This window comes from Methyloligella halotolerans, from assembly GCF_001708935.1.
Lineage (GTDB): Bacteria > Pseudomonadota > Alphaproteobacteria > Rhizobiales > Methyloligellaceae > Methyloligella > Methyloligella halotolerans.
The window spans coordinates 244,750-257,844 of record NZ_MASI01000004.1; the positions used below are offsets into that span (position 1 = coordinate 244,750).

Genomic DNA, 13,095 nt, shown 5'->3' on the forward strand with positions numbered 1-13,095 from the left:
CTTATGAGCCTCCTCACCGAACCCGCACGGGCGAAGCTCAACCTCACCCTGCTCGTCCACGGCCGTCGGGCCGACGGCTACCACGAGTTGGAGAGCCTGGTCGCTTTCGCCGATCTCGGAGACGAGCTATCGCTGGAAGCAGGCGACGCGCCCGTGCTCGACGTAACGGGGCCGTTCGCCTCTGCGATCGATGGCGACAATCTCCTGGAGCGCGTCTCGCGTGCCGCGGCCGGCCACGTTCCGGGACTGTCGACCGGCCGGATCGGACTGGAGAAGGAGCTTCCCGTCGCGGCGGGGCTGGGCGGCGGATCCGCCGATGCGGCAGCGTTCCTCCGGCTGCTCATGCGCGTCGAACCTGAGCGGCTCACCAACAACATCGCCGAGACAATCGCCAATGCCCTGGGGTCGGACATCCTCGCCTGCCTGAGAAGCGAGACGGTGTTGATGCAAGGCCGCGGAGAACAGCTGACCCCAGTCCAAGGCCTGCCGCGCGCCGGAATCGTCATGGCGAACCCGGGCGTTCCGCTTTCGGCTGCGGAGATCTATGGAGGACTCGGCGCCTCCCGATTGCCGGACAATTTCGTCCCGGCGATCGTGCGCCTGGACTTCGACCGATCATTCGACCGTCTCGCCGGCCATCTCGAATCGAGGGGCAACGACCTGCAGGCGACCGCCGTAACCCGCGCACCGGCTATCGCAGACGTCTTGAACGCTCTGGAAGCGCTGGACGGCGCCAGCTGCGTCCGCCTTTCCGGCAGCGGACCGACCTGCTTCGCGCTGTTCGAAGATGTGGAGAGGGCGCAAGGCCAGGCGGACGCGCTCGCCGCGGCTCATCCCGAATGGTGGGTGAGGGCGACGGCGATCGGTGACTAAGCTTGAAGTGAACGGTGGCTAATAGGCCCGCGAGACGCAGAAATCGACCGTCTCGAGCATCGCCTCCTTGGCGTCCGAATCCGGGAAGATGGCGAGCGCGTCCCGTGCGATGGCGCCGTAGTCCCGCGCACGCTCGACCGTCGCTTCACCCGCGCCGCGGCGCTCGATCAGACTGATCGCATGCTCCAGATCGCCGTCCTGGATATCGCCGTCCTGCAGGGTGCGGCGCCAGAAGTCGCGCTCCGCCTCGTTGCCCCAGCGATAGCTGAGCACCGTCGGCAGGGTGATCTTGCCTTCGCGGAAATCGTCCCCGATGGACTTACCGAGATCCGCCTGCTGGCCGGAGTAATCGAGCGCATCGTCGATAAGCTGGAAAGCCAGCCCCAGATTGCGCCCATAGGCCCGCAAGGCCGCTGTCTCTGATTTCGGCCTATCGGCGATCGTGCCGCCGACCTCGCAGGCCGCCGCGAACAGGGCGGCGGTCTTGCAGTTGATAACGGCGAGATATTCGTCCTGGGTCGTCGCGGTGTTGTTGGCGGTGATGAGCTGCATCACCTCGCCCTCCGCTATGGTCGCCGCGGCATTGGAGAGGATGCGCAGGGCGTCGAGCGAGCCCACATCGACCATCATCTTGAAGGCCTGGCCCAGCAGGTAGTCGCCGACCAGCACGCTCGCCTCGTTGCCCCAGAGCATGCGCGCGGTCTTCTTCCCGCGCCGCAGCTCGCTTTCGTCGACCACGTCGTCATGGAGCAGGGTTGCCGTATGCATGAACTCGACGCTGGCCGCGAGATGCACATGGCCGGAGCCTGTGTAGTCGCACAGCTTCGCCGACGCCAGCGTCAGCATCGGGCGCAACCGCTTGCCGCCCGAATCGATTAGATGGCGGGCAAGCTCGGGGATCAGATCCACGTGGGACCGGGCGCGCTCGATGATGATCGCGTTCACGCGGCCCATGTCCTCCTCCACCAGTGTGGTGAGAGCACTCGCGCTGCCAACGGCCTTGCGCGCCTTGCCGAGTTCGACGACGACCCCCAATGCGATAACTCCTAAAGTTTTCCTGAGCCCAGAGACTTATGCGTTCGTAAGGTCCTATATTCGGACGTGCCGGTCCAAGGTTCAAGATGCGCAAAAATACCGCAGGACCGGGACAACGGGATGAGGCCCTATGAAGGAACTGATGCGAACCAACGACGCCGTGCTGATCTCCTTTGTCAGCACCCTGCTATCGGAAGCCGATATCGATTTCATGGTAGCGGATACGAATATGAGCGTCATGGAAGGCTCGTTGGGCGTTCTGCCGCGCCGGGTCCTCGTGGCGGAAGACGAGATGAACAAGGCGCGGCGCATCCTCGAAGAAGCCGGCGTGGGGGACGCGATCAAAGATGCCGGAACATCCTGAACCCGACACAGCCCCCTTCGGCGACGAGACCACGCGCGACGCCTTTCTCGGCGGCCTGATTGAGGCGGTGCAGCCGGTGTCCGGCCATCGCTCGGGCACAGACGCCGTCTTCCTCGCCGCCGCCGCGCTCGACGAGCAGGAGCGCGGTCCCTTGCGGCTGCTGGATGCCGGTGCGGGCAGCGGCGTGGCAGGTCTTTGTCTACTGGCCCGATTCCCCAATCTCTCGGTCACTGCCGTGGAACGCAACTCGGACGCTTGTGCACTGGCCCGCGCGAACGGCGCCGAGAACGGTTTTTCCGCGCGCTACGAGGTCATCGAGGCCGATCTCACCGCGCCGGGAAAGACCCTTGCCGAGGCCGGGCTGAAGCAGGGAAGCTATCAGAGGCTGATCGCCAATCCGCCGTTCTACCTGCAAGGAGCCGTACGGCCCGGCCAGGGACGGGAGGACGCCCATGTCATGGCGCCGGGCGGGCTGGAAGATTGGGCTCGCTTCCTGGCGGCCATGGCGGCGCCGGAAGCCATCCTCACCATGATCCACCGCCCCGACGCTCTCGCCGAGCTTGTCGGCGTGCTCGGACGCCGGTTCGGCGACCTGACGCTGTATCCGCTCTTTCCGAAACAGGGCGCACCCGCAAGCCGGGTCCTGATCCAGGGGCGGAAGGGACGGCGCGGACCCTTGCGGCTGCGTCAGGGACTCGTGCTCCACGAGGCGGATGGCCGCTACACCGAACAGGCCGAAGCGGTGCTTCGCCACGGCGAGGCGCTCCCGGTTGCGGGCTGAGCCAGTCCGTTTCGGGCACTGGTTATCGCTTCTGAAATAAGAGAACGAAGACCGCCGCCGATTTTTGGGGAGAGGCGTGGCGGCGGTCTTCGCGAGTCGCCGGCGTGAGGCTAGGGCCGGCGGCAGGGCGGGCTCATGGCGTGCCCGCTCGCTTCGGGGCTACCACCAATTGCGGTAGTAGCGATGTCCCCAGTAGCCATAGCCGCGATCGTAGCGATGGTTGTGATAGTCGCGGTAAGCATGCCGGCGGTCATGGTCGTGGTGACTGTAGCGTCCGTGATAGCCGCGGCGGTCGTAGTGCCGCCGGTCGTAATGATGTCCGCGGTCCCAGCGATTGCCGATCTCGATGGAGACCCCGCCCGCATTGGCGGCGGTGGAGCCCAGCGTGAGCGGTGCGACCAGGGCGAGGCCAAGAGCGGCGGCACCGAAAAGCGTTTGCTTCAACATTGCGATCCTCCGTAGGGGCGCCTCGGCGCCCGATGTCTTCCCACCCGACCGAACCGTCGGGCTCATGAGACCTGTTTTACGGAGATCGCTGTGAACCGTAGCTGAGCCCGCCATTCATCCGGCGTTCAGTTTGGAAGGTAGAGCCGGCATGTGGCTGTACAGCTGGAAGAGTCCGGCGCGGGAAACGAAGAAAGCCGCCCCGGTTTCCCGGAGCGGCTTTCGATTTGCGTTATCGGCGTAGCGGCTTAGCGCCAGCGGCGCCGATACTTGTAGCGATAGTTCGGCCGGTAATTTCGATAATACGGCCGGGGGGCGTAATAGGAGCGCGGAGCGTAGTAGGGCCGTCTCCAATAGGGGTAGTAGGCGTAAGGGTAGGCGCCGCCATACCGGTATCGATAGGGATAGTTGTAACCGTATCCGTATCCGGGACCGACATAGATGCCCACCCCGGCATTCGCACTCTTCACTGGCGTGAACGACGCCAGAGCGAGCACGGCCGCGGCGAAAGCGAAGGTCAACACCCTTCTCATCTTTTCTCCTCCATGAGGACGCGCGGCTCCTCGGCGAAAGGCTTAACCCGCCACACATCCCGTCATTTCCAGCGGGGCTGGAGAATATCAAATAAGAACGGGTGCTAGGCACGGCAAGGTTGAATGCGCTTAACCAAGCCTTACGGCCTGTCACGCCTTGCGCCGCTTTCCGGCTGGGCGCGACCTTGATTTAGCGGCTGCCGCCTATACGTTGAGCGCCATGGAAACACCCACCCCCGCCGAGCCGGCCATTCCCCCTTCCTCCGATACCGTCACCCGCCCCAGCGAAAGCGCCGCCCGCCCTTGGTACAAGCGCCTCCTTCCGGAGAAGTGGTTCCACAAGGGACCGCTCGTTCCGGTGCTGCGCTTCGAAGGCACCATCGGCGCCGTCACGCCACTGAAGCCGGGCCTCTCCCTGTCGGCCACGGCCGGCGCCATCGAGAAGGCCTTCACCATGAAGGGCGCCAAGGCCGTCGCGGTGCAGATCAACTCGCCCGGCGGGTCGCCGGTCCAATCGACCCTTATCTTCAAGCGCCTGCGTGCGCTCGCGAAGGAGAACGACCTCAAGGTCTACGTCTTCGCCGAGGACGTGGCCGCATCGGGCGGCTATCTCATCGCCCTCGCCGGCGACGAGATCTACGCCGAGGAGAGCTCCATCGTCGGCTCCATCGGGGTGATCACCGCCGGCTTCGGTTTCCACGAGCTGATCAACCGCCTCGGCATCGAGCGCCGCGTCATTACCGCCGGCGAGAACAAGACGACCCTCGACGCATTCAAGCCGGAGAAGCAGGAGGACGTCGAGCGCATCAAATCCATCCAGCGCGACGTCCATGCCTCCTTCACCGATCTCGTGAAGCAGCGCCGCGGCGCCAAGATCGAGTCCCACGGCGATGGCCTGTTCACGGGCGAGTTCTGGTCAGGCAAGCGCGCCGCCGAGCTCGGCCTCATCGATGGCGTCAGCGATTTGCGCACCGCATGCGGGAAATTTTCGGCGAGGATACGCGTTTCAAGCTCGTCCAGGCCAAAACCGGCTGGTTCCGCAAGAAGCCTCATGTGGGGGCAGGCGACGGTTTCGCCTCATTGCGGGGCTTGCCACAGGACCTGGCCGGTGATGTGATCTCCGCTCTCGAGGCGCGATCCCTATGGTCGAGATTCGGATTCTAGAATTCGGGTTCTGAAAAATGCCCCAGCTGATCTTCCTCCTGGTGACCGGTGCAGGCATGATCCTGGCCGGCAGGCTTCTGCGCGGCGCCTCGGGCCGGGTGGCGGACGATCTTCGGGAGGTCCGGGAGGCCATGAACCGCAAGGAGCAGAGCCGGGATCGCACCACGGCCACGCCGCTGGAGCGCGACCCCGCGACGGGCATCTACCGCCCCAAGCGCCCCGACGTTTCTTAAGCCTTTTCGCCGGATCGGCCCCTTATTCGGTGCGCCGACCTTGATCTTGCTGCTCCGATCCGAAATAGAGTGGCGCGAGATTTCGTATTTCGCGGCCCACAATTCGCCTGCCCCTCGGCGCACAAGGTCCAAATGACCGCAAGCCATCCTGCCAAGACGAGCGCACCCAGCCCGAAAACCTCCTTTCAGGATCTGATCCTGACCCTGGAGACTTACTGGGCCGGAAAGGGCTGCGTTATCCTCCAGCCCTATGACATGGAGATGGGGGCGGGGACCTTCCATCCGGCCACGACGCTGCGGTCTCTTGGGCCCAAGCCGTGGAAAGCAGCCTATGTGCAGCCTTGCCGCAGGCCGAAGGACGGGCGCTATGGCGAGAACCCGAACCGGCTTCAGCACTACTACCAATTTCAGGTCATCCTGAAGCCGTCGCCGGCCGATCTCCAGGACCTCTACCTGAAGAGTCTTGAGGCCATCGGCATCGATCCGCTCAACCACGACATCCGTTTCGTTGAGGACGACTGGGAGAGCCCGACCCTGGGCGCATGGGGCCTCGGTTGGGAGGTCTGGTGCGATGGCATGGAGGTTTCCCAGTTCACCTACTTCCAGCAGGTCGGCGGCTTCGACTGCGAGCCCGTCTCGGGAGAGCTAACCTACGGGCTTGAGCGCCTCGCCATGTACGTCCAGGGCGTCGACAACGTCTACGACTTGAACTTCAACGGCGGCGAGGGCGACGCCAAGGTCGCCTATGGCGACGTCTTCCTTCAGGCGGAGCAGGAATATTCCCGGCACAATTTCGAGTACGCCGACGTCGCCCGCCTCTTCGAGCATTTCAAGGATGCCGAGGCGGAATGCCAGTCGCTGCTTCAGAAGGGTGCCCACGGTGAGCATCACGAGTTGGTCCTCCCGGCCTACGACCAGTGCATCAAGGCTTCCCACATCTTCAATCTGCTGGACGCGCGCGGCGTGATCTCCGTGACCGAGCGCCAGGGCTACATCCTGAAAGTGCGCGATCTTGCCAAGGCGTGCTGCGCGGCCTGGCTGAAGACCGAAGCGGGAGGGGCGTCATGAGCGGCGAGCTTCTTCTCGAGCTGTTCTCCGAAGAGATCCCGGCACGCATGCAGGCCAAAGCCGAAGGCGACCTCGCGCGCCTCGTCGGCGATGCCCTGGCCGCGGCGGGTCTCGAATTCACCGAGATGCGAACCTTCGCGACGCCACGCCGCTTGACCCTTGTCATCGAGGGGCTGCCGCAGGCGTCGCCCGACGTTTCCGAGGAGCGCAAAGGCCCCCGCGTCGGCGCCCCCGACAAGGCGGTTGAAGGCTTCCTCAAATCGGCAGGCCTCTCATCCATCGATCAGGCGGAGATCCAGTCCGACAAGAAGGGCGAGTTCTACGTCGCCAGAATCGAAAGACAAGGCCGCGCCACGTCCGACGTCATCGCCGAGGCGATCCCGCAGATCGTTCGCGACTTCCCCTGGCCGAAATCCATGCGCTGGGGTTCCGGCAAGCTCCGCTGGGTCCGGCCGCTCCATTCGATCCTGTGCCTGTTCGACGGCAAGGTCGTGACCTTCGAGATCGACGGCATCGAAAGCGGCGACGAGACTCGCGGCCACCGCTTCATGGCGCCCGAGCCGTTCAAGGTGAAGGATTTCGCCGATTACGAGAAGCGCCTCCGCAAGGCCAAGGTCATCCTCGATTCAGGCGAACGGCGCGACATCATCCTGAACGGCGCGACGAAGCTCGCCGAGTCCCAGGGCCTGGCTCTGGTCGACGATGCCGGGCTGGTTGCCGAGAATGCAGGTCTGACCGAATGGCCGGTCCCGCTCCTGGGCCAGTTCGATGCGAGCTTCCTGGAGGTGCCGCCCGAGGTGCTGACCTCGACCATGAAGGCGCATCAGAAATGCTTCTCAGTCCGCACGCCGGGCAAGGAAGGCCTCGGCGAGCTCGCCAACCGCTTCGTCCTGGTGGCCAACCTCGAAGCCAAGGATGGCGGCAAGGCTATCACCGCCGGCAACGAGCGGGTGATTGCGGCGCGCCTGTCGGATGCGAAATTCTTCTTCGACCAAGATCGCCAGGTGCCCCTCGAAGATCGCACTCGCGAACTCCAGAAAGTCGTCTTCCACGAAAAGCTCGGCACCCAATACGACCGCATCCAGCGCATCCGCGTGCTCGCCCGCGAGATCGCGCCGATGGTGGACGCCGAAGCCGACGAGGCCGAGCGCGCCGCCATGCTCTGCAAGTCCGACCTGACCTCGGAGATGGTTGGAGAGTTCCCGGAGCTTCAGGGCGTCATGGGCCGCTACTACGCCCTCGACCAGGAGGAGCACCCCAACGTGGCCGACGCCATCGGCGCTCACTATAAGCCGGTGGGTGCAGGCGACGATGTGCCGACAGAGCCCACGGCAATCGCTGTGGCGCTCGCCGACAAGCTCGACATGCTGGTGGGCTTCTGGGCCATCGACGAGAAACCGTCCGGCTCCAAGGACCCCTTCGCGCTCCGCCGCGCAGCGCTGGGCGTCATCCGCATCGTGTTGGAGAACGGGATCAAGCTTTCTTTGATGAAAGCACTTGAGTTTCAAGCCGGTCAGACGGTCGAAACTTTCAAGGAAATCGCGCGTCGGCGTAAAGAGACGAACGCGGTCGGAGAAGCCTTATCGAACTGGGGCGGTCAGAAGGTCCGCAAGAATAATCTCGACCTCCTCGACTTCTTCGCCGACCGGCTGAAGGTTTATCTGCGCGATCAGGGCGCCCGCCACGATCTCATCGATGCGGTTTTTTCTTTGGGCGGCCAGGACGACCTCCTCATGATCGTCCGCCGGGTCGAGGCGCTGGGCAAGTTCCTGCAGACGGAGGACGGCGCCAATCTGCTGGCCGGCACCAAGCGCGCCAGCAACATCTTGCGCATCGAGGAGAAGAAGGACGGTAAGACCTTCGACGGTGTGCCGGACCCGACGCTCTTTGAAAAAGAAGAAGAAAACGTCCTCGAAGCGAAGCTGACGGAGGTTGAGCAGGCCGCGCGGGCGGCCATCGAGAACGAGGATTTCGAGGCCGCCATGACGGCGCTCGCCCAGCTTCGCGCCCCCGTCGATGCCTTTTTCGACAACGTGACCGTCAACGCAGACGACCGGAAACTGCGGGAGAACCGCCTCAAGCTCCTCAACAGGATTCGTGCGGCGACCCTCACCGTTGCCGATTTTTCCCGGATCGAAGGTTGAACTTCTGCGTTAAGCTTCCTGCCTAGGCTGCCCCGCGCCCGAATTTTGCCCATGGGAAGGCGGCGCGGACGGCCCAAAAGCACGGTTAGGAGGAAGCCCTATGAACCGACCCTTCGTGACAATCTGTGCCCTCGTTCTGACGGCAGGCCTGGCGAGCGCCTGCGGCCCGGACGAGGATGAATCCGCCAACGCCGACGAGACCACCCAAGAACAATCGACCTCGGATCAAGCCGCGAACGATGACGTGACCACCGAGACGGAAATCACCGCCGAGACCGATCAGGCCGGCGATACCGTCGTCGAGGACGACACGGTCGAGATGGCGCAATCCGACGATGCGCCCGCCGCCGATGACGCGGCTGCACCCGACGATTCCGCCGCCGCGCCCGAGCCCAACGATGCGGCCGGTGAGGACACGGAAGCCGATACCAAGGCGCCTCCGGCGAAGGCGGCGACGCCGCTGCATCCGGCGGCGATAAGGCGCCCGACGAAGTCATAAAATCCGTCGAGAAAGGCAAGCTGAAGAGCCCCTATGCCGACGACCCCAAGAAGGTCGCCGACGCCGGCCATAAGCTCTTCATGGGCTTTGGCTGCAACGGTTGCCATGGTGGCGCCGGCGGCGGTGGCATGGGCCCGCCCCTGACCAACGACGTTTGGGTCTATGGCAGCGACGACGACACCCTGTTCCGCTTCATTACCCTTGGCTCCGACGGCTACCAGAAGGAGTACAACGCCTCGCGGAAGGGCTCCGAGAACGTCGTCGGTCCGATGCCTCCCAAGGGCGGTGCTGACATCAATTCCGCCGACGATATCTGGAAGGTCATCGCCTGGATCCGCACCGTCAATCCGGCATCCGGCGGTGGGTCCGGAGGCGAAGCAGGCGGCAAGGATAGCGGTGGCGCGCCACCGCCTCCCGACTTCGACTAGCGGTTAGCGACTGAATCGCTTGCACATCGGATGGCGGGGCGGATATGCCGGAAGGCATGCCCCGCCATCTCTTTGTCTACGGCACGTTGCGTCGCGGCAGCCAGGGTCCCATGGCCGCTCAGCTCCATGCCGCGACCACCTGGATCGGCCCCGCCACCGCAAGTGGGGCTCTTTACGATTTCGGCAGCTTCCCGGGCGCAGTCTTCGATCCCCGCCATCCGGGGTTCATCGTCGGCGAGGTGTTCGTCATGCCGGAAGATGCACGCCTGTTGGCGGCGCTGGATGCCTATGAAGGCATCGCGGAAATCGAGGAAGACGGGCTCTACCGCAGGGTGGAGATCGAGCTGCGGCTACGCGACGGCGAGCATGTATCTGCGTGGAGCTACGAGCTCGTGGAGGTGCCGCCCCCGTCTCGGCGCATTCCTCATGGCGACTGGTTGAAGAAGTTCAGCGGGGTTGACTGATCCCTTCACCAATTCCATCGCGCTGATTGTTTCCCGCCGGGCAGGGGAGTAGAACCGCTCCCTCGAATATGGATACCCATGTGACCCAGCATGTGACCCAACAAGAGCCGGAGAGCACCGAACCGCCCAAATGGGTTTACGCCTTCGGCGCAGGCCGCGCCGACGGCTCCGCGGCGATGAAGAACATCCTCGGCGGCAAGGGCGCGCACCTTGCCGAGATGTCCAGGCTCGGCCTGCCCGTGCCGCCCGGCTTCAGCATCTCGTCCGATGTCTGCCGCGCCTACTACAAGGCGGGCCGCGCACTCCCCGAAGAGCTGAAGCCCATGGTGGACGAGGCTCTCGAACTGGTCGGCCAGACCACCGGCTCCCGCTTCGGCGATCCCAAGGATCCGCTTCTCGTGTCCGTCCGCTCCGGCTCGCGCGCCTCCATGCCGGGCATGATGGATACGGTTCTCAATCTCGGCCTCAACGACGAGACAGTCGAAGGCATCGCCGCCCGGTTCGGCGACCGCCGCTTCGCCTACGACAGCTACCGCCGCTTCATCCAGATGTATGGCGACGTGGTGCTCGGGATCGACAACCACCTGTTCGAGGAGCAGCTCGAGCACTTCAAGAACATGAAGGGCTACGATCTCGATACCGATCTGACCGCCGAGGAATGGCTGGAGATCATCCGCCGCTACAAGGATCTTGTGGAGAAGGAGCTCGGCGAGCCGTTCCCCCAGAACCTCCACGACCAGCTCTGGGGGGCCATCGCTGCCGTCTTCGGCTCCTGGCAGAACGCCCGCGCCATAGCCTATCGCCGCCTGCACGATATTCCGGATGCGTGGGGAACGGCCGTCAATATCCAAGCCATGGTCTTCGGCAACCGCGGCGACAAGAGCGCCACCGGCGTTGCCTTCACCCGCAATCCTTCGACCGGCGAGAAGGAGCTTTATGGCGAGTTCCTCATCAACGCCCAGGGTGAGGACGTCGTTTCCGGCATGCGAACGCCCCAATCCCTGACAGCCGAGGCAAGGCGCCAGTCCAACGACCGGCGCGATTCCCTCGAGGAGGCGATGCCGGAGACCTTCGCCGAGCTCTGCGCGGTTTGCGACAAGCTCGAAGCCCATTTCCGCGACATGCAGGACATCGAGTTCACGGTCGAGGACGGCACTCTGTGGATGCTCCAGACCCGCAACGGTAAGCGCACCATGCCGGCGGCTCTGAAGATCGCCGTGGACATGGCCTCCGAAGGCGTCATCAGCCGGGAGGAGGCGGTCGCGAGCATCAACCCGGCTCAGCTTGACCAGCTTCTCCATCCGACCATCGATCCCGATGCCCCGAAGGAAGTGATCGGTCGAGGCCTTGCCGCCTCTCCCGGTGCGGCCTCCGGCGAGCTGGTCTTTGATGCCGATGAGGCGGTCCACCTGCGCGCCCAGGGCCATACGGTGATCCTCGCCCGGGTGGAGACGTCGCCCGAGGACGTCCAGGGAATGCATGCAGCCGCCGGCATCGTCACGACCCGCGGCGGCATGACCAGCCACGCCGCCGTGGTCGCCCGCGGGATGGGCCGGCCTTGCGTCTCGGGCGCAGCCAGAATCCAGATCGATCTCGACAAGGAGACCCTCAGCGCCGGCGGCGTCACCTTGCGCAAGGGCGATATCGTCACCCTGGACGGTTCGAGCGGCGAGGTGATCAAGGGCCGCGTCTCCACGCGGCAGCCGGAGATGTCCGAGGCCTTCGCGACGCTCATGAGCTGGGCGGACGACATTCGGCGCTTGGAGATCCGCGCCAACGCCGACAGTGAGTTCGATGCCGCGCAAGCCCGGGATTTCGGGGCCGAGGGTATCGGTCTATGCCGTACCGAGCATATGTTCTTCGACGAAAACCGCATCCCCGTCATGCGCGAGATGATCCTCGCCGAGGATATCGAGGGCCGGCGTGAAGCGCTGGCCAAGCTCCTGCCCATGCAGCGCGAGGATTTCGTCGCCCTGTTCGAGTTGATGGCCGGCAAGCCGGTCACCATCCGTCTGCTCGATCCGCCATTGCACGAATTCCTCCCCCACGACGAGGCCCATATCGGCGAGATCGCCAAAGCCATGGGGATCAGCAAGGCGCGTCTGTCCCGCCGCGTCGCGGCGCTGCGCGAGTTCAATCCCATGCTCGGTCATCGCGGCGCCCGGCTTCTCGTGAGCTATCCTGAGATCGCCGAGATGCAGGCTCGCGCCATCTTCGAAGCGGCCTGCGAAGCCGGCGAGAAGCTCGGCGCGCCCGTCTTGCCGGAGATCATGGTCCCGCTCGTCACGTTGAAAGCCGAGCTGGATATCGTCCGCGCCCATGTCGATCGCGTCGCCGCCGAAGTGGGCGAGGAGCGCGGCATGAAGCTCGACTATACGGTGGGGACCATGATGGAGCTGCCCCGCGCCTGCCTCGCCGCCGGCGAGATCGGCCTCAGCGCCGATTTCTTCTCCTTCGGCACCAACGACCTCACCCAGACGACCTTCGGCCTCTCACGCGACGATGCCGGGCGCTTTCTCGGCGAGTATTCCGACAAGGGCATTATCCGCCACGACCCGTTCATGACCCTCGACGAAGGCGTGCAGGAATTGATGGCCATCGGATTGGAGCGGGGCAGGGCGGCCCATCCGGGCCTGAAGGTCGGGATCTGCGGTGAGCACGGCGGCGATCCCGCCACCATCCGCTTCTGCGAAGAGTTCGGGATGGACTACGTTTCCTGCTCCCCCTACCGCGTCCCCATCGCGAGGCTTGCCGCTGCACAGGCCAAATTGGGATCGGTGTTTACCCAGTCTTAATAACAATTTGCGAAGACGTGTTTACACCTTGTTGACCACATTTTGCCCAAACTTCTGGGCAAGGTTACGAGGAAGCAAGACGGGATCCGGGGCAGACCGGTCGAGGGTATCGCGTAGAGTTTATTCTGCCGTGCTTTTCGTCCCTCTCCGGAAAATTTGAGACGCTTCAGCCTGCAGCCTCGCCGAGCATCTTGGCGACAGTCGGGCCAGAGGAGTCGCGCCCTTGGGACGGGCGAGACCTCCGATGAAGTTGACGGGGACTAAGTTGGA

14 protein-coding genes are annotated in these 13,095 nt (G+C 64.3%); 11 read left to right on the forward strand and 3 right to left on the reverse strand.

The window, feature by feature from the left end; genetic code table 11:
* The first annotated feature begins 3 nt into the window (after nt 1-3).
* Nucleotides 4-873 carry a 4-(cytidine 5'-diphospho)-2-C-methyl-D-erythritol kinase gene (locus tag A7A08_RS09590; protein ID WP_069095251.1) on the forward strand — a complete coding sequence of 290 codons (870 nt, stop codon included), beginning with the start codon at nt 4-6 and terminating at the stop codon, nt 871-873.
* An 18-nt stretch (nt 874-891) separates the two neighbouring features.
* Here the strand turns inward: A7A08_RS09590 and A7A08_RS09595 are convergent, their stop codons facing one another.
* Nucleotides 892-1,908, reverse strand: a complete 1,017-nt coding sequence (locus A7A08_RS09595) for a polyprenyl synthetase family protein (RefSeq protein ID WP_069095252.1) — start codon at nt 1,906-1,908, stop codon at nt 892-894.
* A gap of 130 nt (nt 1,909-2,038) precedes the next feature.
* Here A7A08_RS09595 and A7A08_RS09600 point away from each other — a divergent pair, with 130 nt between their 5' ends.
* Nucleotides 2,039-2,272 carry a putative signal transducing protein gene (locus tag A7A08_RS09600; RefSeq protein WP_069095253.1) on the forward strand — a complete coding sequence of 78 codons (234 nt, stop codon included), beginning with the start codon at nt 2,039-2,041 and terminating at the stop codon, nt 2,270-2,272.
* Nucleotides 2,256-3,053: a tRNA1(Val) (adenine(37)-N6)-methyltransferase gene (locus A7A08_RS09605; RefSeq protein ID WP_069095254.1), complete on the forward strand. Its 798-nt coding sequence runs from the start codon at nt 2,256-2,258 to the stop codon at nt 3,051-3,053. The genes A7A08_RS09600 and A7A08_RS09605 overlap by 17 nt, the downstream gene beginning before the upstream one ends.
* Nucleotides 3,054-3,212: 159 nt before the next feature.
* Here A7A08_RS09605 and A7A08_RS09610 read toward each other — a convergent pair whose 3' ends face one another.
* On the reverse strand, nt 3,213-3,500 hold the full coding sequence (locus A7A08_RS09610) for a hypothetical protein (RefSeq protein WP_069095255.1): 288 nt from the start codon (nt 3,498-3,500) through the stop codon (nt 3,213-3,215).
* 245 nt (nt 3,501-3,745) lie between these two features.
* On the reverse strand, nt 3,746-4,030 hold the full coding sequence (locus A7A08_RS16540) for a hypothetical protein (RefSeq protein ID WP_208430608.1): 285 nt from the start codon (nt 4,028-4,030) through the stop codon (nt 3,746-3,748).
* Nucleotides 4,031-4,250: 220 nt separating this feature from the next.
* On the opposite strand from A7A08_RS16540, the gene A7A08_RS09620 reads away from it, so the two are divergent.
* From A7A08_RS09620 to ppdK, 8 genes are all read left to right on the forward strand, one after another.
* Nucleotides 4,251-5,147, forward strand: coding sequence for a S49 family peptidase (locus tag A7A08_RS09620; RefSeq protein WP_342586649.1), 897 nt, complete (start codon nt 4,251-4,253; stop codon nt 5,145-5,147).
* 64 nt (nt 5,148-5,211) lie between these two features.
* Nucleotides 5,212-5,427 carry a hypothetical protein gene (locus tag A7A08_RS09625; protein WP_069095257.1) on the forward strand — a complete coding sequence of 72 codons (216 nt, stop codon included), beginning with the start codon at nt 5,212-5,214 and terminating at the stop codon, nt 5,425-5,427.
* Between the two features lie 132 nt (nt 5,428-5,559).
* A complete protein-coding gene (locus A7A08_RS09630; RefSeq protein ID WP_069095258.1) occupies nt 5,560-6,495 on the forward strand; it encodes a glycine--tRNA ligase subunit alpha in 936 nt (311 codons plus the stop codon).
* Complete coding sequence (gene glyS, locus A7A08_RS09635; protein WP_069095259.1) at nt 6,492-8,639, forward strand: glycine--tRNA ligase subunit beta; 2,148 nt, start codon at nt 6,492-6,494, stop codon at nt 8,637-8,639. Before A7A08_RS09630 ends, glyS begins: the two co-directional genes overlap by 4 nt.
* 100 nt (nt 8,640-8,739) lie before the next feature.
* A complete protein-coding gene (locus A7A08_RS09640; RefSeq protein ID WP_069095260.1) occupies nt 8,740-9,138 on the forward strand; it encodes a hypothetical protein in 399 nt (132 codons plus the stop codon).
* An 80-nt stretch (nt 9,139-9,218) separates the two neighbouring features.
* The gene (locus tag A7A08_RS09645; protein WP_141693925.1) at nt 9,219-9,566 is read left to right on the forward strand and encodes a c-type cytochrome; all 348 of its coding nucleotides are present in this window, start codon (nt 9,219-9,221) and stop codon (nt 9,564-9,566) included.
* Between the two features lie 44 nt (nt 9,567-9,610).
* A complete protein-coding gene (locus A7A08_RS09650) occupies nt 9,611-10,030 on the forward strand; it encodes a gamma-glutamylcyclotransferase family protein (RefSeq protein ID WP_069095262.1) in 420 nt (139 codons plus the stop codon).
* 68 nt (nt 10,031-10,098) lie between these two features.
* Nucleotides 10,099-12,825 (forward strand): pyruvate, phosphate dikinase, encoded by a 2,727-nt coding sequence (gene ppdK, locus A7A08_RS09655; protein WP_069095263.1) that lies wholly within the window; start codon nt 10,099-10,101, stop codon nt 12,823-12,825.
* Nucleotides 12,826-13,095: the final 270 nt, after the last annotated feature.

Coding starts and splice junctions, on each gene's coding strand:
- A7A08_RS09590 (WP_069095251.1), top strand. CDS start 4: ATGAGCCTCCTCACCGAACCCGCACGGGCGAAGCTCAACCTCACCCTG.
- A7A08_RS09645 (WP_141693925.1), top strand. CDS start 9,219: ATGGGCTTTGGCTGCAACGGTTGCCATGGTGGCGCCGGCGGCGGTGGC.
- A7A08_RS09605 (WP_069095254.1), top strand. CDS start 2,256: ATGCCGGAACATCCTGAACCCGACACAGCCCCCTTCGGCGACGAGACC.
- A7A08_RS09630 (WP_069095258.1), top strand. CDS start 5,560: ATGACCGCAAGCCATCCTGCCAAGACGAGCGCACCCAGCCCGAAAACC.
- A7A08_RS09610 (WP_069095255.1), bottom strand. CDS start 3,500: ATGTTGAAGCAAACGCTTTTCGGTGCCGCCGCTCTTGGCCTCGCCCTG.
- A7A08_RS09600 (WP_069095253.1), top strand. CDS start 2,039: ATGAAGGAACTGATGCGAACCAACGACGCCGTGCTGATCTCCTTTGTC.
- A7A08_RS09620 (WP_342586649.1), top strand. CDS start 4,251: ATGGAAACACCCACCCCCGCCGAGCCGGCCATTCCCCCTTCCTCCGAT.
- glyS (WP_069095259.1), top strand. CDS start 6,492: ATGAGCGGCGAGCTTCTTCTCGAGCTGTTCTCCGAAGAGATCCCGGCA.
- A7A08_RS09640 (WP_069095260.1), top strand. CDS start 8,740: ATGAACCGACCCTTCGTGACAATCTGTGCCCTCGTTCTGACGGCAGGC.
- ppdK (WP_069095263.1), top strand. CDS start 10,099: ATGGATACCCATGTGACCCAGCATGTGACCCAACAAGAGCCGGAGAGC.
- A7A08_RS09650 (WP_069095262.1), top strand. CDS start 9,611: ATGCCGGAAGGCATGCCCCGCCATCTCTTTGTCTACGGCACGTTGCGT.
- A7A08_RS16540 (WP_208430608.1), bottom strand. CDS start 4,030: ATGAGAAGGGTGTTGACCTTCGCTTTCGCCGCGGCCGTGCTCGCTCTG.
- A7A08_RS09625 (WP_069095257.1), top strand. CDS start 5,212: ATGCCCCAGCTGATCTTCCTCCTGGTGACCGGTGCAGGCATGATCCTG.